The sequence below is a fragment of the Nocardioides sp. SLBN-35 genome (genome assembly GCF_006715725.1).
Classification (GTDB): domain Bacteria; phylum Actinomycetota; class Actinomycetes; order Propionibacteriales; family Nocardioidaceae; genus Nocardioides.
In genome coordinates, this window is sequence record NZ_VFNU01000001.1 from 3508086 (window position 1) to 3531091 (window position 23006).

At 70.6% G+C, this 23006-nt stretch carries 20 protein-coding genes; 12 read left to right on the plus strand and 8 right to left on the minus strand.

Translation table 11 applies throughout. The features are described from left to right. The first annotated feature begins 32 nt into the window (after nt 1-32). Genes FBY23_RS17000 through FBY23_RS17020 form a run of 5 tightly spaced genes read left to right on the plus strand, consistent with a single transcriptional unit; the run spans nt 33 to nt 4955 of the window. Entirely contained in the window at nt 33-803 is a 771-nt protein-coding gene (locus FBY23_RS17000) for an IclR family transcriptional regulator (protein WP_160158274.1), read from the plus strand. Next, complete coding sequence (locus FBY23_RS17005) at nt 800-1465, plus strand: corrinoid protein (protein WP_141799226.1); 666 nt, start codon at nt 800-802, stop codon at nt 1463-1465. Before FBY23_RS17000 ends, FBY23_RS17005 begins: the two co-directional genes overlap by 4 nt. Further along, nucleotides 1462-2337 carry a dihydropteroate synthase gene (locus tag FBY23_RS17010; protein WP_141799227.1) on the plus strand — a complete coding sequence of 292 codons (876 nt, stop codon included), beginning with the start codon at nt 1462-1464 and terminating at the stop codon, nt 2335-2337. Before FBY23_RS17005 ends, FBY23_RS17010 begins: the two co-directional genes overlap by 4 nt. A gap of 7 nt (nt 2338-2344) precedes the next feature. Then, the gene (locus tag FBY23_RS17015; RefSeq protein WP_141799228.1) at nt 2345-4342 is read left to right on the plus strand and encodes an ASKHA domain-containing protein; all 1998 of its coding nucleotides are present in this window, start codon (nt 2345-2347) and stop codon (nt 4340-4342) included. After that, nucleotides 4281-4955 carry a DUF1638 domain-containing protein gene (locus tag FBY23_RS17020; RefSeq protein WP_141799229.1) on the plus strand — a complete coding sequence of 225 codons (675 nt, stop codon included), beginning with the start codon at nt 4281-4283 and terminating at the stop codon, nt 4953-4955. Before FBY23_RS17015 ends, FBY23_RS17020 begins: the two co-directional genes overlap by 62 nt. Here the strand turns inward: FBY23_RS17020 and FBY23_RS17025 are convergent. Next, nucleotides 4867-5862: a GlxA family transcriptional regulator gene (locus FBY23_RS17025; RefSeq protein ID WP_141799230.1), complete on the minus strand. Its 996-nt coding sequence runs from the start codon at nt 5860-5862 to the stop codon at nt 4867-4869. The genes FBY23_RS17020 and FBY23_RS17025 overlap by 89 nt on opposite strands. 70 nt (nt 5863-5932) lie before the next feature. On the opposite strand from FBY23_RS17025, the gene FBY23_RS17030 reads away from it, so the two are divergent. Further along, nucleotides 5933-6196 (plus strand): hypothetical protein, encoded by a 264-nt coding sequence (locus tag FBY23_RS17030; RefSeq protein WP_141799231.1) that lies wholly within the window; start codon nt 5933-5935, stop codon nt 6194-6196. On the opposite strand, the gene FBY23_RS17035 is transcribed toward FBY23_RS17030, so the two are convergent. The 3 genes from FBY23_RS17035 to FBY23_RS17045 form a co-directional block, all read right to left on the minus strand. Continuing rightward, a complete protein-coding gene (locus FBY23_RS17035) occupies nt 6127-6969 on the minus strand; it encodes a methylenetetrahydrofolate reductase (RefSeq protein WP_141799232.1) in 843 nt (280 codons plus the stop codon). The genes FBY23_RS17030 and FBY23_RS17035 overlap by 70 nt on opposite strands. After that, nucleotides 6969-8690 carry a BCCT family transporter gene (locus FBY23_RS17040; RefSeq protein WP_141799233.1) on the minus strand — a complete coding sequence of 574 codons (1722 nt, stop codon included), beginning with the start codon at nt 8688-8690 and terminating at the stop codon, nt 6969-6971. The genes FBY23_RS17035 and FBY23_RS17040 overlap by 1 nt, the downstream gene beginning before the upstream one ends. A 112-nt stretch (nt 8691-8802) precedes the next feature. Next, nucleotides 8803-9267 carry an Lrp/AsnC family transcriptional regulator gene (locus FBY23_RS17045; protein ID WP_141799234.1) on the minus strand — a complete coding sequence of 155 codons (465 nt, stop codon included), beginning with the start codon at nt 9265-9267 and terminating at the stop codon, nt 8803-8805. Between the two features lie 120 nt (nt 9268-9387). On the opposite strand from FBY23_RS17045, the gene FBY23_RS17050 reads away from it, so the two are divergent. From FBY23_RS17050 to FBY23_RS17065, 4 genes are read left to right on the plus strand one after another with little or no spacing between them, the layout of a single operon-like run. Further along, nucleotides 9388-10554 (plus strand): spermidine/putrescine ABC transporter substrate-binding protein, encoded by a 1167-nt coding sequence (locus tag FBY23_RS17050; RefSeq protein WP_141799235.1) that lies wholly within the window; start codon nt 9388-9390, stop codon nt 10552-10554. Then, nucleotides 10538-11671: an ABC transporter ATP-binding protein gene (locus FBY23_RS17055; protein ID WP_141799236.1), complete on the plus strand. Its 1134-nt coding sequence runs from the start codon at nt 10538-10540 to the stop codon at nt 11669-11671. Before FBY23_RS17050 ends, FBY23_RS17055 begins: the two co-directional genes overlap by 17 nt. Nucleotides 11672-11675: 4 nt before the next feature. Then, nucleotides 11676-12524: an ABC transporter permease gene (locus tag FBY23_RS17060; protein ID WP_141799237.1), complete on the plus strand. Its 849-nt coding sequence runs from the start codon at nt 11676-11678 to the stop codon at nt 12522-12524. Further along, the gene (locus FBY23_RS17065) at nt 12521-13336 is read left to right on the plus strand and encodes an ABC transporter permease (protein ID WP_141799238.1); all 816 of its coding nucleotides are present in this window, start codon (nt 12521-12523) and stop codon (nt 13334-13336) included. The genes FBY23_RS17060 and FBY23_RS17065 overlap by 4 nt, the downstream gene beginning before the upstream one ends. Nucleotides 13337-13563: 227 nt before the next feature. On the opposite strand, the gene FBY23_RS17070 is transcribed toward FBY23_RS17065, so the two are convergent. Then, nucleotides 13564-14967 (minus strand): aspartate aminotransferase family protein, encoded by a 1404-nt coding sequence (locus tag FBY23_RS17070; protein WP_260806063.1) that lies wholly within the window; start codon nt 14965-14967, stop codon nt 13564-13566. 124 nt (nt 14968-15091) lie between these two features. On the opposite strand from FBY23_RS17070, the gene FBY23_RS17075 reads away from it, so the two are divergent. Then, complete coding sequence (locus FBY23_RS17075) at nt 15092-16531, plus strand: gamma-aminobutyraldehyde dehydrogenase (protein WP_141799240.1); 1440 nt, start codon at nt 15092-15094, stop codon at nt 16529-16531. Between the two features lie 46 nt (nt 16532-16577). Next, on the plus strand, nt 16578-17237 hold the full coding sequence (locus FBY23_RS17080) for a hypothetical protein (RefSeq protein WP_141799241.1): 660 nt from the start codon (nt 16578-16580) through the stop codon (nt 17235-17237). Nucleotides 17238-17246: 9 nt separating this feature from the next. Here FBY23_RS17080 and FBY23_RS17085 read toward each other — a convergent pair whose 3' ends face one another. The 3 genes from FBY23_RS17085 to FBY23_RS17095 are packed head-to-tail and all read right to left on the minus strand — an operon-like array spanning nt 17247 to nt 22929. Further along, a complete protein-coding gene (locus FBY23_RS17085; protein ID WP_260806064.1) occupies nt 17247-20714 on the minus strand; it encodes an ATP-binding protein in 3468 nt (1155 codons plus the stop codon). Next, nucleotides 20714-21436, minus strand: a complete 723-nt coding sequence (locus tag FBY23_RS17090; protein ID WP_222117853.1) for a DUF4194 domain-containing protein — start codon at nt 21434-21436, stop codon at nt 20714-20716. The genes FBY23_RS17085 and FBY23_RS17090 overlap by 1 nt, the downstream gene beginning before the upstream one ends. Continuing rightward, entirely contained in the window at nt 21433-22929 is a 1497-nt protein-coding gene (locus FBY23_RS17095) for a DUF3375 domain-containing protein (RefSeq protein WP_141799242.1), read from the minus strand. The genes FBY23_RS17090 and FBY23_RS17095 overlap by 4 nt, the downstream gene beginning before the upstream one ends. Between the last annotated feature and the right edge of the window lie 77 nt (nt 22930-23006).

Here is a 23006-nt window from a genome sequence, read left to right on the forward strand (position 1 = left end):
TCGCGAACGAACGGAACCACGGTGAGCACCCGATGAGCACGCCCCCGAACACCGGCACGCAGGCGGTGGACCGCGCCGCCCTGCTCGTCGCCACGGTCGTGCGGGCGGACGAGCCGCTGAGCTTCGCGGACCTGCAGGACTCCTGCGGACTGCCGAAGTCGACGACCTCACGGATGCTTGCCGCCCTCGAGCGCAACGAGCTCCTCGAGCGCAACGCCGCCGGGTCCTACGTCGCCGGTCCGCTGTTCTGGCTCTACGCCGCGCGCCACGACCCGTGGGAGGAGCTGGTGCGGCTGGCCAGGTCCACGATGGACCGGGTCGGCGCCGACACCGGCGAGACCGTCCACCTCTCGGTGTGCCGCGGCGACCGGGTCGTGCAGGTGGCGCAGGTCGACTCGACGTACCTTCTCGGCACCCGCGACTGGACCACCGTCGACGTGCCCGCCCACACCTCGGCACTCGGCAAGGTGCTGCTGGCGCACGGCCTCGTCGACCTGCCCGCCGGCGAGCTCGACCAGGCGACGCCGCACACGGTCACCGACCGCGAGGTGCTGCGCCGCGAGCTCGCCCAGGTCGTCCGCCGCGGCTGGGCCGGCACCGTCGACGAGCTCGAGATCGGCCTCTCCGGCGTCGCCGCGCCGGTGCGGGGCAGCAGCGGCGAGGTGGTCGCGGCACTCGGCATCTCGGGGCCCACGCCGCGCCTGGCCGAGCGGCGCGACGAGATCGGACGACAGTTGAGCAACCGAGCGGAGCAGCTATCCGGGCTGCTGCGTCGGCGCACGCGCAAGGAGGGCGTGGCATGACCCCAGAAGAGATCCTGCAGGGCCTGTACGACGAGACGCTGGTCGGCAACGCCCCGCGGGTGCTCGAGCTGACCAACGACGGGCTCGCGCTCGACATGGAGCCGCAGACGCTGCTCTTCGACGCGCTCATCCCCTCGCTCGAGGAGGTCGGCGCCCGCTTCGAGCGCGGCGACTTCTTCGTCCCGGAGATGCTCATCGCCGGCCGGGCGATGGCCGGCGCCATGGAGCGGCTGCGGCCGCTGCTCGCCGAGACCGGGGTCGAGACGATCGGCAAGTTCTTGATGGGCACGGTCAAGGGCGACGTCCACGACATCGGCAAGAACCTGGTCAACATCATGCTGGAGGGCGCCGGGTTCGAGGTGATCGACCTCGGGGTGCAGGTGGCGCCGGAGAAGTTCGTCGCAGCGATCGAGGAGCACCAGCCCGACATCGTCGGGTTCTCGGCATTCCTCACCACCACGATGCCGATGTTCAAGGCCAACATGAACGCCCTCGAGAAGGCCGGGCTGCGCAACGAGGTCATCGTGATGGTCGGCGGCGCCCCCGTCACCCAGGAGTACGCCGACGCGGTCGGCGCCGACGGGTACGCCGCCGACGCCTCGCAGACCGTGAAGCGCGCCAAGGCACTGCTCCACGAGAAGCGCGCGACGGTCCCCGCATGAGCGCCCCCCGCCTCGAGACCCGGCTGCGGTCGGCGACCCAGGAGGTCGTGATCGGGCACGACACCCGGTTCTGCCTGATCGGTGAGCGGATCAACCCGACCGGGCGCCGGATCTTCCAGGAGCAGCTGCGCGCCGGCGACCTCTCGGCGATCGAGCGCGACGTCCAGGCGCAGGTCGAGGGCGGTGCCGACGTCCTCGACGTCAACATGGGCGTGCCGCTGACCGACGAGGCCGACCTGCTGGCCAAGGCGATCACGATGGTGCAGAGGCTCACCGACAAGCCGATCTGCATCGACTCCTCGGTCGTCGAGGCGCTCGAGGCCGGGCTGGCGGTCTACCAGGGCCGCGCGCTGGTCAACTCGATCACCGCCGAGGACGAGCGGATGGCGCAGATCCTGCCCCTGGTCAAGAAGTACGACGCCGCGATCATCGCCCTGCCCAACGACGAGGACGAGATCCCGATGGAGGTCGACAAGCGGGTCGAGCTGACCCGCAAGATCGTCCAGGTCGCGACCACGGAGTACGGCATCGCCCAGGCCGACATCGTGATCGACCCGCTCGCCATGCCGATCGGAGCCGACGGGACGGTCGCGCTGACCTTCTTCGAGACCGTTCGGCGCATCCGCGACGAGTTCGGCGTCAACATGACCTGCGGCGCCTCGAACGTCTCCTTCGGCATGCCCTCGCGGCACGCCCTCGGGGCGGGGTTCCTCCCGATGGCCATGCAGGCCGGCCTGACCTCCGCCATCATGGACACCCGCACCCCGCAGATCGTCGAGGCGGTCAAGGCCGCCGACCTGCTGCTCGGCCACGACGAGTGGGGCGGCGCCTGGATCGCGGCGCACCGGGCCCGGCAGGCGGCGACGGCATGAGGCCGGGATGACCTCCGACCCGGACGTCCCCGATCCGGACTTCTCGCTCGACCACGTCCGCCGCGAGGGGTTGATGGCCAGCCCCGGCACGGAGCTGGTGACCCATGACGGCGCCGGCCGGGTCGAGCTGTCGTTCAACGTCGAGGACGCCGGCGGCGCCCCGCCCACGCAGCGCAGCGTGCGGGTGCCGCCCGGCGTGACGGTCTTCGACTCCGCGTCCTGGAACGGCATCGCCATCGACTCCACCTGCGGTGGCCACGGCACCTGCCACAAGTGCAAGGTGCGCGTCACCTCGGTGGTTGAGGAGGTCGCGCAGCGACCGTCTCGAAACCCCACGCCCGTCTCGCGCCACGACGTGCGCACGTTCACCCGCGACCAGCTGGACGCGGGGTGGCGGCTGGCCTGCCTGGTGCAGGCAACGCGCGACCTGAAGGTCGACGTACCGCCGCTCACCACGCGTCCGAAGGCCGCGACCGTGGGCGTCGGGCGCCAGGTGATCCTGCGCCCGGCGGTGCAGAAGCGGTACGTCGAGCTGGCCGAGCCGGACCTGTCCGACCAGCGCACCGACCTCGACCGGCTGCTGGCGGCGATCGACGACCTCGCCCCACAGCCCGACCTGCACGCCCTGCGCCGACTCCCCCACGTGCTCCGCGCGGCGGACTGGAAGGTCACCGCGGTCGTCGTCGACGAGGTCCTCGTCGACGTCGAGCCCGGCGACACGACGGGGCAGCGCTACGCGATCGCGTTCGACCTCGGCACGACCACCGTGGTGGCGACACTGCTCGACGTCGCCCTCGGCACGCCGGTCGGCGTGGCGTCCATGCTCAACAAGCAGCAGCCGTACGGCGGCGACGTGATCACCCGGATCAGCGCCACGATGCTGGATCCGAAGACCCTGCCCCGACTGCAGCAGGCGGCGGCCACGACGCTCGCGGAGCTGGCCGCGCAGGTCTGCCGCGAGGGTGGCGTCGACCCGCGGCAGGTCTACGAGGTCGCGATCGCCGGCAACGCCACCATGACCGCGCTCGTGCTCGGCATCGCCCCCGAGCCGCTCGGCGTCGCGCCGTTCGTGATGGCCACCGCCCAGCCCCCGACCGTGCTGGCCAGCGACGTCGGGCTCGACGTCCACCCCCGGGCTCGGGCGGTCTTCTTCCCGGCTCTGGGCGCCTATGTCGGCGGCGACATCGTGGCCGGGATGCTCGCGACCGGCATGGACCGCGACAAGCGGACCCGGCTGTTCATCGACGTCGGCACCAACTGCGAGCTGGTCGTGAGCGACGGGGACCGGATCCTGTCGACCGCGGCACCGGCGGGCCCGGCGTTCGAGGGCGGCGCGATCAGGTGTGGCATGCGCGCCGCCGACGGCGCGATCGAGGTGATCAAGCTCGGCGCCACGCCCGAGGACGCCGTCCAGCTGGGCGTGATCGGCGACGTCGAGCCGAAGGGCCTGTGCGGCTCGGGGCTCGTCGACGCCGTGGCCGAGCTGGTGCGGGTCGGGCTGCTCGACGCCTCGGGACGGTTCGTGCCGGACGAGCAGGCGCCGGAGGTCGCGCCGGCGCTGGCCGACCGGCTGACCAGGATCGGCGAGGAGCGGGTCTTCGTGCTGCACCGTCCCCACGCGGACGCCGTACCCGAGGAGTGCGTGGTGCTCTCGCAGCGCGACGTGCGCGAGCTCCAGTTCGCGAAGGCGGCGATCTCCACCGGCTGGACGCTGCTGCTCGAGGAGCTCGGGCTGGAGCACCGCGACGTCCAGCAGGTGCTGATGGCGGGCTCGTTCGGCAGCTACATCTCCCCCGCCTCCGCGGTCCGGATCGGGCTGGTCCCGAAGCTGCCCGTGCTGCGCATCGTCTCGGCCGGCAACGTGGCCGGCGAGGGCGCGAAGATGGCACTGCTGTCCGTGCGCGAACGGGCCGGTGCGGCGGCACTGCTGCAGGAGGTGACCTATGTCGAGCTCTCGGACCGCCCCGACTTCAACGACCGGTTCGTCGACCAGCTCGCCTTCTGAGCCCGCCGGCCTGGACCTGATCGCCTGCGGGGCGCTCGCCCAGCCCGCGGCCGAGATCGCCGCGCGCCGCGGCTGGCCGGTCACCGTCCACCCGCTCCCCCCGCTGCTGCACAACCAGCCGCAGCTGATCGCCGGCGAGGTCCGGCCCTTGGCCGAGCGGCTGCTCGCGGCCGGGCACCGGGTCGCGATCGGGTACGCCGACTGCGGCACCTACGGCGCGCTCGACGCCGTGTGCGCCGAGCTCGGCATCGAGCGGCTGCCCGGGCTGCACTGCTACGACGTGATCGCGGGACCGGAGCGGCTGGCGCGGCTCTTCGAGGACCAGCCCGGCACCTACGTCCTGACCGACTTCCTGGTCCGCTCCTTCGCCCGCACCGTCGTGCGCGAGCTCGGCCTGGACCGCTACCCCGACCTGCGCGGCGACTACTTCGGCGCCTACACCCGGGTCGTGTGGCTCGCCGAGCAGCCGGACGACGAGCTCAGGCGGCTGGCCGAGGACGCTGCGGCGACCATCGGCCTGCCGCTCACCGTCGTCGAGGCCGGTCAGGCCGGCCTGGAGACTGCCCTGGCCCGCCTCGTGCTGCGAAGCGGCGCCGGTAGCGACCGGGCGTGATCCCGACGTCGGAGATGAAGCTCGCCCGGAAGGTCGCCGGGGAGTAGTAGCCGGCGTCGTGGCCGATCCGGTCGAGCGGCAGGTCGGTCGTCTCGAGCAGGCGCTTGGCGATCGCGATCCGCTCGGCGGCCACCCAGCGCATGGGCGTGGTCCCGATGTCGCGCTGGAAGCGCCGGGCGAGGGTACGAGGTGATGCCGCGGCCGCGCCGGCGAGCCGCTCGAGGGTGATGTCGTCGTGCAGGTGGGCGTGCAGCCAGGCCCGGAGGTCGTCGAGCCAGTGCGCCTGCTCGGTCAGCGGGTCCGCGGCGACGTACTGCGCCTGGTCGCCGTCACGGTGCGCGGCGATCACGAGGTTGCGCGCGATCGTGTTCGCGGCCTGCTGGCCGTGGTCGGTGCGGATCAGGTGGAGGCAGAGGTCGAGCCCGGCCGCCGAGCCGGCGCTGGTGAGCACTCCGTCGTCGACGTAGATCGCGCGGGCGTCCACGTCGATCGCCGGGTAGCGGCGCTGGAGGAGGTCGGCCCAGCGCCAGTGCGTCGTGGCCCGGCGGCCGTCGAGGATGCCCGCCTCCGCCAGCGCGAAGGCGCCGGTGCACAGCGAGACCATGCGTACGTCGGCGGCCGCGGCCCGGCGCAGCGCACCCACCAGCGCCGGGTTCGCCGGCTCGTCCGGGCGGATCGCCGGGACCAGGACGGTGTCGGCCTCGTCGAGCGCGGCGAGCGGCCGGTGCGGCACCAGCCGGGAGCCGCCGTGGACCCGCACGCCCCTCAGGTCGCCGTACAGCGTGACGTCGTAGAGCGGGCTCGCCTCACGGTCCCAGTCGTAGCCCAGCGCCTCGAGCGGCATGCCGATCTCGAAGAGCGTCATGCCCTCCACGATCGGGACCGCGATCGACGGCTGCGATGGCATGGCAAGAAACTAGCATTTGTTGTCGATCTTGCCACTACTCGCGAACGCTCGGCAGGCGGAGGGTTGAGGCATGACCACCTACCGGAACCTCACCACCACCGCCCTTCGATCCGCATGGCGGGTCGTGCGCGAGATCGCCCACGGCATCGACGCGGGCGCACTGGTCGCTCACGGTCGCCCCGTGCCGCCGGACCACCCCGCGCGCCAGCGTCGGCTCGACCACGAGGAGGTCGAGCGCCGTCTCGCCGAGCTCTACCCGAGGACTCAGCCGTCGAGCCGCGCCAGCCAGTCCCGGCGCCACGCCTCGGTCTCGGCAACCTGGTTGAAGGTGTAGACGTGCAGCCCGGCAACGCGCATCAGCGGGTCGCCCAGGGTCGGCGCACAGCGCTCCACGAACGACTCCCCGGTGAACCCGCCGGGGGCGACCAGGCGGGTCATCAGGCCCTTCTGCTTGGCCAGGAACCGGGTCGAGTCGCCGACGCCGATCTTGGTCGCCATGCCCAGCAGCTTGGTCCGCTCGACCGGGCCCGGGACACCGAGCAGGAGAGGCAGGTCGATGCCGCGACGCCGTACGCGTTGCAGCCAGTCCTTGATCACCGCCGGGTCGAAGGTGAGGTTGCTGACGATGTACGTCGCATGCTTGCGCTTGTCCCACATCGACTGCACGGTCAGGTCGTCGTGGATCTTCGGGTGGCTCTCGGGATAGCCGGTCACGCCGATCTGCGCGAACGGGCTGCCGATCGCGGTCAGGTCCTCCAACAGCGAGACCGCGTCGTGGTAGTCGCCGACCGGGTCGGCGTCGCCGCCGGGCACGAAGACGTTGGTGATCCCGGCCTCGGCCAGCCGCGCGGCGAGCTCCACCAGCTCGGCGCGACCGCTCACCATCCGCGCCGCCAGGTGCGGGACGACGGTGTAGCCGGCGGCGGCCAGGCGCTCCGCGGTGCCGACGGTGCGCTCGAGCCCCATCGACGGCGAGGCGGTGACCGTCAACGGGACCTCGGTCGGGACGGCCTCGAGGACCTTGGCCTCGATCGTCGCGGTCGGGAGGATCTCGTAGCGCGCACTTGCGAGCAGCCGGCGGACCGTGGCCCGGTCGTGGGTGCGCATCACGGGACCTCGTCGTCCTCGCGGGCGGCCTCGGGCGCGATGTCGGCGCCCAGGCTGGCGAGGGCGACGTTCTGGTGGTCGATGAGGTCGTACTTCTGCGCGTGCAGGACGGCGCGGCGTACGCGCGGAGGCAGCGTGGACTCGTAGGGCTCGGCCCGCAACGACTTCACCAGCGACACGCACATCGCGACGATGATCAGCATGAACGGCCCGGCGACGATGATCACGAGCGTCTGCAGGGCGCTCAGTCCGCCGGACCACAGCAGGATCGAGGCCACAGCCCCCTGGGCGACGCCCCAGAAGACGACCAGCCATCGCATCGGCTCCTCCTTGCCGTGCTGGCTCAGCATGCCCATCACGATCGAGGCGGAGTCCGCGCCGGTGATGAAGAAGATCGCGATGAGGAACACGGCCAGGACCACGGTCACCGACGCGATCGGATACTCGCGCAGGGTCGTGAACAGCGCGCTCTCGCTGCCCTCCTTCGCGAGCACCGCCCCCAGGTCGTCGGCACCGCTCAGCTGTACGTCGAAGGCGGACCCGGCCATGATCGAGAACCACACGAACGAGACCAGGCTCGGGACCGCGATCACGTAGATCACGAACTCGCGGATCGTGCGGCCCTTGGAGATCCGGGCGATGAACATGCCGACGAAGGGCGTCCAGGACACCCACCAGGCCCAGTAGAAGATCGTCCAGCCGCTGATGAACGCGTCGCCGCCGAAGGCGCCGGTGCGGAAGGACATCGCCGGCAGGTGGGTGAGGTAGCCGCCGAGCGACTCGGTGAACGTGCTCAGGATGAACACGGTCGGGCCGACGACGAAGAGGAAGAACACCAGCAGCACGGCGGCGACCGCGTTGGCGTTGGAGAGGATCTGCACGCCCTTGTCGACACCGCTCACCGCGGACAGCACGAAGCATGCCGTGAGCACCGCGATGACGCCGACGGTGAGCCACTTGGACTCCCCCGAGCCGAACACGTCGTCGAGCCCGCCGGTGATCTGCAGGGCGCCGAGGCCGAGCGAGGTCGCCGAGCCGAAGAGGGTCGCGAAGATGGCGATCACGTCGATCGCCTTGCCCGGTCCCTCGGTCGCCCGGCGCCCCAGCAGTGGGCCGAACGCCCCGGACACCAGGTTGCCCGCGCCCTTGCGGTAGGCGAAGTAGCCGATCGCGAGCCCGATGACGGCGTACATCGACCACGGGTGCAGGCCCCAGTGGAAGAACGCGTACTCCATCGACGTACGGGCCGCCTCGGGGGTGCCCGCCTCGGCCCGGCCCGGCGGGGTGCTGCCGGGGTCGGTCGACGTGAGGTAGGTCAGCGGCTCGGCGACGCCCCAGAACATCAGGCCGATCCCCATCCCGGTGGCGAACATCATCGACACCCAGGAGAAGGTCGAGAACTCGGGGGTCGAGTCGTCGGGACCGAGCCTGATGTTGCCGTAGCGCGTCACCGCGAGATAGCAGGACAGGATGAGGAACCCGGCGCTGACGAGCACGAACATCCAGCCGAAGTTCCCGGTGACCCAGGCCAGCGTCTTGCTCGTGCTGGTGGTCATCGAGTCCGAGTCGACGGCACCCCACAGCAGGAAGGCGAGGACGAGGGCCGCGGCCACACCGAAGGTGACCCGGTCCAGCGGGACCGGCGCCCCACCCGCGTGGCCCGGCTGGCCCGGCTGCTCGTCCCCGGGCCCCGTCGACTTCTCTAGCGTCACCTCGGCCATGTCCGCGTCCTCCCGGGAGGCAACCCGCGTTGCGCTATTCGCAACTCACTTCAGATAGCGCAACCACCATGCGCCGGTGGCACGTCTCTCGTCAAGCATCTGCTGTCGCGGCTCAGCGCACGCCCCACGAGTAGGTCTGCTTGACCAGCTTGAGATAGAGCAGGGTCTCGGTGCTCAGCACGCCGGGAAGCGGGCGGATCCGCCGGGAGATGATCTCGAGCAGGTGCTCGTCGCTCTCCGCGACCACCTCCGCGAGCAGGTCGAAGGAGCCGGCCGTGATCACGACGTAGTCGACGTCCTTCAGCTCCGCGAGGGCCTCGGCGATCGGCTCGAGCTCGCCGGTGGCGCGGATCCCGATCATCGCTTGGCGGGCGAAGCCGATCTCGGTGGGATCGGTGACCGCGACAACCTGCATCACCCCGCTCTCGACGAGCCGCTGGACCCGCTGGCGCACCGCCGCCTCGGACAGGCCGACGGCCTTGCCGATAGCGGCGTACGAGCGCCGTCCGTCCTCCTGGAGCTCGGCGATGATCGCCTTCGAGACGTCATCGAGGGGCGGCGACTTCGGCTTGGACACGCCTCGATCCTAGGGAAGTGCGGATTTCGTTGCAATCACGTAAATCCCCTTCGGAATCGCTTGTCACGTGACCTAGGTCATGCCACGATCGGCACGTTCTGTTCTGGGGAGGTGCAATCAGTGGTCCATGCCCGTCTGAGTCGCAGGGCGGCCCTTCGAGGAGGTGCCGGCGTCCTGCTCGGCGGCGCCAGTCTCGGCGTGCTGCCGCTGTTCGGCACCCCTGACCGCAAGCAGGACCCGGCGTCGTGCCGGGTCCGCGACCTGTCGTCGTCCGACAAGCGGCTGGTCGTGTCGAACTGGCCCGGCTACATCGACGAGGACGACGGGGACTACACCTCGACGCTCACCGAGTTCGAGAAGCGCACCGGGATCAAGGTCAGCTACACCGCCGACGTCAACGACAACCTCGAGTTCTTCGCCAAGGTCGTCAACCAGCTCGGCTCGTGCCAGTCCTCGAAGCGCGACATGTTCGTGCTCACCGACTGGATGGCGGCCCGGATGATCCAGGTCGGCTGGATCCAGCCTCTCGACAAGGCGAAGGTGCCCAACGTCCACGCCAACCTGATCGACTCGCTGCAGCACGTCGGCTGGGACCCGGACCGCACCTACTCGGCCCCGTGGCAGAGCGGCCTGACCGGCATCGCCTACAACAAGTCGAAGGTCAAGGAGGTGCGCTCCTTCGAGGAGCTGCTCACCCGCTCGGACCTGCGCGGCCGCATCTCGCTGCTCACCGAGATGCGCGACACGATGGGCCTGATCATGCTGACCGAGGGCGCCGACCCGGCGAACTTCGACCAGGACGACTGGGACAACGCCATCGACCGGCTGCGCAAGGCCCGCAACGACGGCCAGGTGCGGGCGTTCACGGGCAACGACTACATCCAGGACCTGTCCGCCGGGAACATCCTGGCCTGCGAGGCCTGGTCCGGTGACGTCGCGGCCGCCGAGGACGAGAACCTCGTCTTCGTCTCCCCCGAGGAGGGCCAGATGATCTGGTCCGACAACATGCTGGTCCCGAACCTCGCGACCCACCAGGGCAACGCCGAGGAGTGGGTCAACTACTACTACGAGCCCGAGGTGGCCGCGAAGCTCGCGGCGTACGTCTGGTACATCTGCCCGGTCAAGGGCGCCCAGGAGGCGATGGAGAAGGTCGATCCGAGCCTCGTTGACAACCAGCTGATCTTCCCGTCCGCCGAGTCGCTGAAGACGATGCACTCGTTCATGGCCCTCGAGGAGTTCCAGATCCGCGCCTACGAAGGAGATTTCGCCGATGTCATTGGCGGCTGACAGCGGCCGGAGTCTCCGGCTCACCGCGCTCACCAAGGAGTTCGCGACCTTCACGGCCGTGCGCTCCCTCGACCTCGAGGTCCCCGCCGGCAGCTTCTTCGCGCTGTTGGGCCCCTCCGGCTGCGGCAAGACCACGACGCTGCGGATGGTCGCCGGGCTCGAGGTGCCGACCTCGGGCACGATCCACCTCGGCGAGGACGAGATCACCTACGAGAAGCCGTACCGCCGCCCGGTCAACACGGTCTTCCAGAACTACGCGCTCTTCCCGCACCTCGACATCCACGAGAACGTCGCCTTCGGCCTGCGCCGGCGCAAGGTCAAGGACGTCGACGCGCAGGTCAAGGAGATGCTCGCACTGGTGGAGCTCGAGTCGCAGGCGAGCAAGAAGCCGCCGCAGATGTCGGGTGGCCAGCAGCAGCGTGTCGCGCTGGCCCGCGCGCTGATCAACCGGCCCGAGGTGCTGCTGCTCGACGAGCCGCTCGGCGCGCTCGACCTCAAGCTGCGCCGCGCGATGCAGATCGAGCTCAAGCGGATCCAGACCGAGGTCGGCCTCACCTTCGTGCACGTCACGCACGACCAGGAGGAGGCGATGACCATGGCCGACACCATCGCCGTCATGAACGGCGGCGTGATCGAGCAGATGGGCTCCCCCGCCGAGCTCTACGAGAACCCGCGCACCACCTTCGTCGCCAACTTCCTCGGCCAGTCCAACCTGGTTCCCGGCACCGTCTCGAGCGCAGAGGGCGACGTCGTACGCGTCGACATGCACGGCATCCAGGTCTCCATCCCCGCCGAGCGGGCGCACACCCGCAGCGGCGACGGCTGGGTCGGCATCCGGCCCGAGAAGGTGCTCATCGCCCCGGCCGGCGAGCCGATCGACGCCCCGGGCAACCACATGACCGGCGGCATCATCACCGACGTCAGCTTCGTGGGCGTCAGCACCCAGTACCTCGTGATGATGCCTTGGGGCCAGGAGCTGATGTCCTTCGAGCAGAACACCGGCCGCCGCGCCGTGCTCGACAAGGGAACCAAGGTCGACGTGTCGTGGCGCCCCGAGTTCGCATTCCTGCTGCCCGCCAGCCAGGACGTGAACGCCGGCGTGATCGAGGAGGCGTAGGGCGATGCGGCGCGGACGCTTCACCGGCTACTGGCTGATGCTGCCCGCGGGCCTGTGGCTCGCGCTGTTCTTCGTCATCCCGTTCTACTCGCTGCTCGCGACCAGCCTCTTCGACCCGAAGGGCTCCGTGCTGACCGGGTACGACGTCGACTACCGCTTCGCGAACTTCGTCGACGCACTCCACCAGTTCTGGGAGCCGCTCCTCCGCTCGTTGTGGTACGCCGGCGTCGCGACCGCGATCTGCTTGGTGCTCGGCTACGTGCTGGCCTACGCGATCGCGTTCAAGGCCGGCCGGTGGCGCAACCTCCTGCTGGTGCTGGTGATCGCGCCGTTCTTCACCAGCTTCCTGGTGCGCACCCTGTCGTGGAAGCTGATCCTCGCCGACGACGGGTTCGTCGTGGACACGCTGCAGTTCCTGCACGTGCTCGGCGACGACGGCCGGCTCCTGGCCACCCCGGTCGCGGTGATCGCCGGCCTGGTCTACAACTTCCTGCCGTTCATGGTGCTGCCGCTCTACGCCAGCCTCGAGAAGATCGACGGCCGGTTGATCGAGGCGGCGGGCGACCTGTACGCCTCCCCCGCGCGCGGCTTCCTGAAGGTGACCCTGCCGCTGTCGAAGCCGGGGGTCGTGGCCGGGACCCTGCTGACCTTCATCCCGGCCGCGGGCGACTACATCAACGCGGCGCTGCTGGGCAGTCCCAACCAGCGCATGGTCGGCAACGTCATCCAGAACCTGTTCACCAGCACCGGTGACTACGCCACGGCGGGCGCGCTCTCGGTGATCCTGATGGCGATCATCGTCGCCATGGTCATGGTCTACATCCGCACGGCGGGGACGGAGGAGCTCGTATGAACGGCGTGCAGCGCGCCGGGCGGTGGATCGGCGAGCACCTGGTGCTCGCGGCCGGTCTGCTCGTGCTGGTCTACATGTTCGTGCCCATCGCCGTCGTGATGCTGATGAGCTTCAACGACAACAGCAAGTCCCGCAACGTCTACGCGTTCCGCGACTTCACCTGGAGCAACTGGGCCAACCCGTGCCGTCCGGACGGCATGTGCTCGGCCGTCGTACGCAGCATCGAGATCGGCCTGCTCGCGACCCTCGTGGCGACCCTGCTGGGCACCCTCGCCGCGTTCGCACTGGTCCGCCACGACTTCATCGGGCGCTCGGTCGCCAACACCGTGATCTTCCTGCCGATGGCCTCCCCCGAGATCGTGATGGGCTCCTCGCTGCTCGCGCTGTTCGTCGCGGGCGGCTTCGGCGGACGGCTGGGCTTCGTGACGATCTTCATCGCCCATGTGATGTTCTGCCTGTCCTTCGTGATCGTGACCGTGAAGGCACGACTCTCCGGCCTCGACGAGAACCTCGAGCAGGCCGCGATGGACCTCTATGCCAGCGAGTGGACGACCTTCTGGCGGGTGACCTTCCCACTGGTCTTCCCCGGCATCGCGGCCGCCGCGTTGCTGAGCTTCTCGCTGTCCTTCGACGACTTCATCATCACGAACCTCAACGCCGGCCAGACCGTGACCTTCCCGATGTTCGTGTGGGGTGTCGCCCAGCGCGGCATCCCGATGCAGGTCAACGTCGTCGGCACGGTCATGTTCCTGATCTCGCTGTTCCTGGTGCTCACCAACATGCTGGTGACCCGCAAGCGGGCTGCTGCCTGACGTTGAGTTTCCGCTTTCTCGTCGTTGAGTTGCCGCTTCCTCGTCGTTGAGTTGCCCGTCTCGTCGTGGGACGGGCAACTCAAAGGTGAGGAAGCGGCAACTCAACACGGAGGATGCGGCAAGTCAACGGTGAGGACGGGGCAAGTCAACGACGAAGCGGCGGCCCGGGACCCCCACCGTCCCCGACCGCCGCTGCGTGGTGGCAGCGCTGCTGCGCGTCCCCGCGGCTACAGCAGCCCCGCCGCCTCGGTGAGGACGGCGCGGAGCTTCTGCTCCATCTCGTCGAAGTGCTCCTGGCCGCAGATCAGCGGCGGCGAGAGCTGGATGACCGGGTCGCCACGGTCGTCGGCGCGGCAGTAGAGGCCGGCGTCGTACAGCGCCTTGGAGAGGAAGCCGCGCAGCAGGCGCTCGGACTCGTCCTCGTCGAAGGTCTCCTTGGTCGCCTTGTCCTTGACCAGCTCGATGCCGTAGAAGAAGCCGTCGCCACGGACGTCGCCGACGATGGGCAGGTCGAGCAGCTTCTCGAGGGTGCCGCGGAAGGCGCCCTCGCGCTCGCGGACGCCCTCGTTGATTTTCTCGTCCTCGAAGATCTCCATGTTCTTCAGCGCGACGGCCGTGGAGACGGGGTGGCCGCCGAAGGTGTAGCCGTGCAGGAAGGTCTCGGTGCCGTGGGCGAACGGCTCGTAGATCCGGTCGCTGGCGATCATCGCGCCGAGCGGCGAGTAGCCGGAGGTGAGGCCCTTGGCCGAGGTGATGATGTCGGGCTGGTAGCCGTAGCGCTCGGCGCCGAACATGTGGCCCAGCCGGCCGTAGGCGCAGATGACCTCGTCGGAGACCAGGAGGACGTCGTACTGGTCGCAGATCTCGCGCACCCGCTGGAAGTATCCCGGGGGCGGCGGGAAGCAGCCGCCGGCGTTCTGGACGGGCTCGAGGAAGACGGCGGCGACGGTGTCGGCGCCCTCGTTCTCGATGGCGACCGCGATCTGGTCGGCGGCCCAGCGGCCGAAGGCCTCCAATGACGCAGCGTCGGAGCCGTCGAGGAAGCCGCCGGTGATCTCGGAGGCCCGGTAGGCGTTGGTGTTGGGCACCCGGAAGGTCGAGGGCACCAGCGGCTCGAACGGAGCCTTGAGACCGGGCAGCCCGGTGATCGACAGCGCGCCCTGGGTGGTGCCGTGGTAGGCGATCGCGCGGCTGATCACCTTGTGCTTGCCGGGCTTGCCGACGAGCTTGAAGTAGTTCTTGGCCAGCTTCCAGGCCGACTCGACGGCCTCGCCGCCACCCGAGGTGAAGAACACCCGGTTGAGGTCGCCGGGCGCGTAGCCCGCGATCTTCTCGGCGAGCTCGATCGCGGTCGGGTGGGCGTAGGACCACAGCGGGAAGAAGGCGAGCTCGGAGGCCTGCTTGGCCGCCACCTCGGCGAGGTCGGTGCGCCCGTGGCCGAGCTGGCTGACGAACAGGCCACCGAGGGCGTCGAGGTACTTGCGTCCCTGGGCGTCCCACACGTAGGCACCGTCACCGCGGACGATGATCGGCACGTCGGCCGTGTCGTACGACGACATGCGGGTGAAGTGCATCCACAGGTGATCCCGCGCGGACTTCTGGAGGGCGTCGTGCGCCGTTGCGTCTACCACTCGACCATCTTGACGCCCACGCGCGGAAACAGCAAGCGAATCCGTGGCCTCTCGCCTGATTTGCAACGGATTTCGTTGCCCCCGGGCTTTCGCGCGGCGGAGATGCTGGCTACGCTCCCCAGCCATGACCGCCCTGCGCAACTTCATCGACGGCGCATCCGTCGACGCCGCCTCCGGAGCCACCTACGACATCGTGAACCCGGCGACCGGCCGGGCCTACACGACCGCACCGGCCAGCGACGCCGAGGACGTCGACCGCGCGATGCGCGCCGCCGAGCGGGCCTTCGCGACCTGGGGCGAGACCACCCCGAAGGAGCGGCAGGAGGCGCTGCTGCGCATCGCGCAGGCGATCGAGGACCGCGCCGACGAGTTCGTGCGGGCCGAGTGCGAGAACACCGGCAAGCCGATCGGCATCACCGCCGACGAGGAGCTGCCGCCCAGCGTCGACGAGTTCCGCTTCTTCGCCGGCGCCGCCCGGGTCCTCGAGGGCAAGAGCGCCGGCGAGTACCTCAAGGACCACACCTCGTGGATCCGCCGCGAGCCGATCGGCGTCGTCGGCCAGGTGACGCCGTGGAACTACCCGCTGATGATGGCGATCTGGAAGATCGCGCCGGCACTGGCCGCCGGCAACACGATCGTGCTCAAGCCGAGCGACACGACCCCGGCCAGCACGGTGCTGCTCGCCGAGGTCGCCGCCGAGTTCCTGCCGGCGGGCGTGCTCAACGTCGTCTGCGGCGACCGTACGGCGGGCCGCGCGCTGGTCGAGCACAGGACCCCTCAGCTGGTGGCGATCACCGGCTCGGTGCGGGCCGGCATGGAGGTCGCCACCTCGGCCGCCGCCGGCCTCAAGCGGGTCCACCTCGAGCTCGGCGGCAAGGCCCCGGTCGTGGTCTTCGACGACGCCGACGTCGAGTCGGCCGCCGCGGCGATCGCCGGGGCCGGCTACTTCAACGCCGGCCAGGACTGCACGGCCGCCACCCGCGTGCTCGCGGGCGCAGGCATCCACGACGAGCTCGTCGCGGCCCTGGCCGAGCAGGCCCGCGGCACCCGCACCGGCCTGCCCGACGACCCCGCGGCGGCGTACGGCGCCCTCAACAACCCCGACCAGCTCGCCCGGGTGGCGGGCATGGTCGAGCGGCTTCCCGACCACGCGCGGATCGAGGCCGGCGGCGGCCGGCCCACCGTCGCCGGCGGTGAGGGCGGCTACTTCTACGACGCCACCGTCGTCTCCGGACTGCGCCAGGACGACGAGGTGATCCAGAACGAGATCTTCGGCCCGGTCATCACCGTCCAGCGCTTCGCCGACGAGGCCGAGGCGGTGCGCTTCGCCAACGACGTGCAGTACGGCCTGTCCTCCTCGGTGTGGACCAGGGACCACGGCCGGGCGATGCGGATGTCGAAGGCCCTCGACTTCGGTGTGGTGTGGATCAACGCCCACATCCCGTTCGTCTCCGAGATGCCGCACGGCGGGTTCAAGCACTCCGGCTACGGCAAGGACCTGTCGATGTACGGGCTCGAGGACTACACCCGGGTCAAGCACGTCATGTCCTACACGGGAGCCTGACCCGGCGTCAGCACGCCCCTGGGTCCTGGCTCTCTAGGATCTCGTCATGGCCGACCAGTGGCGCCCGTACGACGCACCCGGGAACGACAGCGCCCCGCCGCCGACACCCGCGCCCTACGCAGGCGGCACCTACCCGGCGTACGACGCGGCCGGCGAGCGCCGGCGCCTGCGCCGCCGGGTCGGCATGCTCGTCGTCGGTGCCCTCGTGGTGCTCGGCGGCGCCGGGGCGGGGATCACCGCGCTCGTCGTGAGCGCCCTCGACGACGACAGCACGACGACGTCGACGACCACCACGACCACCACCCGCACCGAGATCCACAGCTCCGGCAGCGGCGACGTCGACTTGTACTCCACGGCCGCGACCAGGGCCATGGCCGAGGCGCTGGTGAAGGAGACCGGCTCGCCGAAGGTGCTCGAGGTCGTCCTCTTCCAGGCCCACGCGGTGCTCACCGTCCCGGACGGCGGCGGAGCGCGCAGCATGCTGTGGGACGGCACGTCGCTGACCGACGCCGGCGAGGTCGCCTCGACCCGCCCGTCGGCGTTCGACCTCGGCGACCTCGACGGCGCCGTGGTCCGTGACCTGTGCGGCAAGCAGCCGCTGCGGTGCACCGCGGTCATCGGCCGACCACGGCCGGGCGACAACGGCGCGTGGATGACCATCGCCTCCCCCAGCGGAGTCCACTTCACGGACCTGCAGGGCAGGTAGCCGCGACGATCAGCCCTCGGCCGGCTCCGCGTTGGTGATCGGCGTGATCCACGACTGGTGGGTCGTGGTGTTCTTGGTGATCGCCAGCAGCTCGTCCATGTGGGGCTCGAGGCCGGTCACCTTGTCGAGCGGGACGCCGATGATCAGCTGGAAGCCGAGGCCCTTCCAGGCCTGCACCGCGCGGCCCGCGAACTCGGAGTCTGCCTTGACGAAGCCCTCGTCGAGGAACACCGGCGCGAACCGCGGTCGCGAGCGCATCTCGTCGCCGAGCCGGAAGCGCAGTGCGGAGCCGACGATGAACGCCACCAGCTCCTGGCTCTCGCCACCGGACTTCTCCCCCAGCGTGCGGTACGTCGCGCGCAGCTCGCCGGTGAGGTGGTCATAGCGCTCGGCGCTGATCTCCACGTGCCGGCGTACGTCGAGCAGCCGGTCGCGGTCGGTCGTGACGGTCGGGCCGTCGCCGGACTGGGCCGGCTTGCGCAGCTGCTGCATGAACCGGCTGAGGTCGGTGAACCTCTTCTCCAGAGCGGCCTCGTCGAGCTCGCCACTCACCCCGGACGACAGGGCCCGCAGGTCCTTGAGGAACACCTGCACGTGGGCGGGCGCGAGGCGGCGCAGCCGGATCCGGAGCCGGTCGCCGGAGGCACCACCGAACTCGAGACGGCGCAGGATCGCGTTGATCGGCTCGAGCCGGTCCTCGATCTCCTCGACCGAGGAGGACATCGCTCCGAGCAGCGGCACCAGGTCCTGGCCGCTCCACTCGGTGAGCCGGCGGCGCCACTCCGCGCGGCGCTCGGCGAGGCCCGTCCCGCGGATCTCGTCGAGGATGCGGGCGTAGTCGGCGTACGAGTCGGCGGTCGCGCCGAGGTTGGGCGAGTCCCACTGGAACTTGTAGTGCTTGAAGATCAGCGCCAGGTCGTCGTCGCAGCGCCTCATCTCGGCCTCGGCGTCGGCGACGGCAGTGCGCAGCCGCTCCCCCAACCGGTGGGAGTTGTCGGCGAACCGGTCGAGGTCCTCGGGGTCGGACGGGGCGGCGGCCGCGGCGAAGTCGGCGGCCAGCGCGGCCTCCTGCTCCTCGCTCAGCTCGACGGCGCCGCCCTTCTCCATCGCCTCGAGCCGGTCCTTGACCAGGTCCTCGGAGTCGACGAGCTCGCTGTGCCCGGAGTTGAGCTCGCGCTGCTTCTGCTCGAGCGCGAACCGCTCCTGGCGCGCGTCGTCGAGCCGGTGGACCAGCTCGTCGATCTGCGCCTGGAGCACCTTGAGCTGGTCGTCGGAGGTGAGGATGTCGGTACGGCGCTGCTCCAGCTCGGCGATGCGCCGGTCGCTGCCCGCGACGTCGACGTCGTCGAAGCGGACCATGGCGATGGCGTCGTACGCCTTGCGCTGCTGCTCCAACAGCCGGCCGCGCCGGTCGAGGTCGGCGAGCTGGGCGTCGACCTGCTCCATCCTGCGCTCGAGCTCCTCGAGCTGTGCGTCGATCTCGGCGATCGCGTCCTCGTTGGAGAAGCCGATGATGTTGCGGTGGTCGCTGCGCCCGTGGGTGCCGCGGTCGCCGTTGCGGGTCTGGCCGGCGGCCGTGACCCGGAACCCGGGACCGTCGAGATCGGCGGCGCTCTCGACGCAGAACGCGTTGCGCGACGGCTCCTCGACGTGCTGCTGGACCCAGCCGGAGAACGGCGAGTCCTTGAACAGCAGCTTGCCCGCGACCCGCTCGGGGTCAGCGGGACCGGTCTCGGGCAGGTCGAGCTCGACGCCCTGGAAGGTCAGCCTGCCGGGCAGCCGCAGGCCGTCGATGGCGCTGGAGAACTCCGCCAGCCGGCCGATCGGGACCAGCATCATCCGGGCCGTGCCGCCGAGGACGGTCTCGATCGCCGTACGCCAGCGCGCCTCCTCGGGCGCGAGGTCGATCAGCTCGGCGACGAAGGGCAGCTCCTCGACCGACAGCCCGCTCGCGTCGGCGACGGCGGCCCGCAGGTCGTGGAGGTACGACGGCACCCGGCCGTTGCGGTTCTCCATCGAGGCCCGCTCGCGCTTGAGCACCGCTTGCTCGTTCTTCAGCGGCACCAGCGCGTCGCGGACCCGGTCGCGCTCGGCGCGCAGCGTGGCCTGCTCGGCCTCGCCGGCGGTGAGCCGCTTGCGAGCCAGCAGCTGCAGCTCGGCGAACGCGGTCGCCGAGTCGAGGGCGGACTCGAGGTCGGGTGCGTCGGCGTCGGTGAGCCCGACCAGCGGGTAGACCCGCTCCTCGAGCTCGGCGAGCCGGTTGCCGCGCTCCTGGCGGATCACCCGCTCGTGCTCGGCCTGGGCGGCCAGCGCCTGCAGGTCGCCTCCGCCCGCGGCGCGGTGCGCCTCCTTCGCGGCCTCGAGGTCGCCGGCGAGCGTCGTCTCGGCGGAGCGAGTGGCGGTCAGCGCCTCGACCGTGCCCTGCCGCGAGTCGCGGTTGCCGGCGACGGCGGCCTCGATCAGGCGCAGGTGGGTGCGCAGCAGCCACAGCCGCAGCGGGGTGTCGCCGGAGAGCGTGACGCCGTACGAGTCGAGCTCGGCGAGCCGCTTGGTCGCGGCGACCTGTCGCTCGTGGAGGTCGGTGATCGGCTCGAGCAGCTCGAGCTTCTGCTCCTCGGTGCGCATCGCGGTGTAGGACGCGTCGAGGTCGTCGAAGTGCTCGATCGCACGGTCCGCGGCGGCGTACGTCGTGGGCCGCTCGAGGACCATGTCCTTGTAGAGCTCGTCGACGCTGCGGACCTGGTTGCCGGCCTGGATCCGGGCCAGCAGGCGCAGCGCCTTGGAGCCGTCGCCGTTGGCGCCGATGCCGAGGCGCGCGTGCAGCACGGCCGCGAACTCGGCGTAGGTGCGGTGCACGCGGATGCCGGGGAACAGCTTCTTGAGGGTGTTGGCGTGGAAGCGCTCGGGTACGGCGACCTCCAGCGTCTCCAGCGACAGGGCGCCCTCGTGGGTGGCGAGCTGCATCTGCACCTCGCCCGAGCGCGCGGCGCGGCGTGGGACGTAGTAGGTGCGCACCGCGGTGAACCGACCGCCCTGGTCGTTGACGAAGGTCATCGCGACCGCGCCCCAGGTGTCGGAGCCCTTGCCGCGCAGCAGCTTCTCCTCGGGCCGCCCGGTCTTCGGGTTGTCGACGACGTCGACGGCGCCGCGCAGGTAGGACAGCAGGTTGCGCTGGCCGGCGCTGCGGGCGCGGCCCGCGACGGCGTCGTTGGAGGCACCGTTGAACTTGGTGTCGGACGGCATCATCAGCGCCGTGTAGGCGTCGAGGATGGTGCTCTTGCCGACACCCGAGGCACCGGAGATCATCGTCGCGTCGCCACGCAGCGGGACCGTGGTCAGGCCGCCGAAGCCGCCCCAGTTGACCAGCTGCAGGAGCGCGGCGCGCCACTGGACGGTGTCGTCGGCGGGTGTCGCGACGACCTCCTTGTCGAAGAGGCCGTCGGTGCCCTCGACCTGCTCCATCTCGTCGACGGACATCAGGCGTCCTCCTCCTCGAACAGGTCGTCGTCCTGCGCCACGGCCTCCACGTCGGAGCCGTTGGCCCGCTGGAGCGCCTCGAGCAGCTCCTGCAGCAGCTCGAGCGGGAGCAGCGGCTCGACGGCCTCGCTGATCTCGTAGCGGTCCTCGGACGCGGACCCGATGAGCAGGCCCGCCTTGATGATGCTGGAGACGGCGTTGCGGGCCCGCTTCTCGTCGCCGGCCTCGTCGGTGGCGTGGCCGGGGCGGAAGCTGGCGACGTACTCGACGATGTCCTCGCGGTCGATGTAGACCCGGGCGTCGCCGCTGGCCAGACCGGCCCGCAGCCGGTCGCGCAGGTGGACGAGCACCAGGGTCTCCTCGCGCGACCACGCGGTGTCGTGGAGCAGGGTCGGGAACCGGCTGGCGGTCTCGGACGTGGCCTGCCGCTTCCAGGCGACCTCGCGAGTCGGGTCGACCTGGAGGTCGAGGAAGAGGTCGTTGAGCCGCGAGCGGATCACCCGCTCGTTCTCGACCAGCACCTGCCAGTCGCGCGGGTGGGTCCGGGCGCTGATGAACCGCTGCTTGAGCAGGGTGACCAGCGCGTGCCGCTGGGCGTACTCCAGTCCGCCCTCGTCGCCCTCGAACAGCGAGACCGAGGTCTCGTCGGCGACCTCGTCGAGGTCGTCGAAGTCGTTGGCCTGGTCGCTCTCAGCGGTCGGCTCGTCCAGCTCGACACTCACCGGCGGGACTCCTCTCGGTTCTTCTCGAGGTCGGGGTCGGGAAGCGGGGTGCGGGGTACGGCGAAGGTGCGCCGCGACCCGTCGGGGCGGACGGCGGCGAACTCCTCCAGCGCGTCCTCGGTCGTCCACTCCCGGTCGGCGGCCAGGTGGAGCAGGCCGAAGATCTCGACCGGGCGGCGCAGCGAGGGCTCCAGCGCGTCGAACAGCTCGCCGAGCGAGCCGGCGGGCACCAGGTCGCCCAGCGCGTCGTCCAGCCGCTGGCGCAGCGAGCCGAGCTGGGGGCCGCCCTGGGCCATCAGCTCCTCGAGCGACAGGGTCGGCGCCTCGGCCGGGTCGGCCGCGGTGATCGGCTCGGGCAGCACGTCGTCGGCCGGGTCGTGGAAGCGCTCGCGCAGGTGGTCGACGTTGACCCGGCTCGGCAGCAAGGACACCTCGTGGGTGGCCCGCGGCCCGGTCGTCGACATCCAGGTCATCAGCTCGGACTCGACCTGGCGCAGCGTCTGCTCCAGCTCACGGTCGCGGGCCGCGTCGTGGGAGACGATGTACTCCTTGAGCGTCGCGGTCACCCGGCTGCGCTGGGCCAGCACCCGGTCGAGACCGTCGCGCACCAGCTTGACGGTCCCCCGCAGCTCGGCCCGGTCGGCCTCGCCGAGGATGCCCGGCGACAGCGGGTGCTCGAGCAGCGCGTTGAGGTCCTCGCGCAGCTGGGTCACCAGCCCGTCGTCGCGCAGCAGCGCGAACGCCCCCTCGAACGCCCGGCCCTCCTGGGTCGCGGTCATCAGGGCGTCGGCGCGCGCGAGGTAGTCGTCGATCACCTCGCCCGCCGGACGGTCCTCGGCCCGGAAGGCCGCCAGGATCTCGGTCCGGATGGTCGCGAACCGCTCCTCGACCCGCGCGAAGTCACTCGGCAGCGCGCTGATCAGCGACAGCAGCTCGGTGAACCCCTCGAGCATGTAGTCCTCGGTCGCGCTCACCATCTCGGCCCCGTCGACCAGCCGGTCGCGCTCCACCTTGAGTCGCGCGATCTCGTCGTTGAGCAGGGTCACCCGCGCGCTGCGGTCCGGGTTCGCCTCGGAGTTGAACCGTCGTACCGTGCTCAGGATGGTCGCGATCCGGTGCTCGCTCAGCGTGGCCCGGTCGCGCGCGAGGTTCTTGACCAGCTCCAGGGCCTGCTGCGCGTGGGACGTCAGTGAGTAGACCTCGTTGCCCTGCTCGTCGAGCGAGCGCACCAGCCACTGCCCCCGCATCCACCGCTGGCAGATGTCGCGCCCGCTGCCCGTCGGCAGGTCCGTGTCACCCGCGCCGCGGATCTCGGCGAGGTGCTCCTCGACCTGGGTGTGCAGCCGCGCGGTCGGGATCGGCTTGTTGTTGCGGCCGAACGCGGCCCGGAAGATCGTGATCACGACCGGCGCCTGTCGCTGGTGGAGCAGGGTCAGCGTCGGCTGCCCGAAGGCGCCCTTGACGCGCGCCAGCTCGGCGGCGATGTCGCTCAACCCTGTCCCCCGGTGTCCGTCGTCGTGGCGTGGCCTGCTAGATGCGAACGAAAAGCATCACACAGGGGTACGAGGCG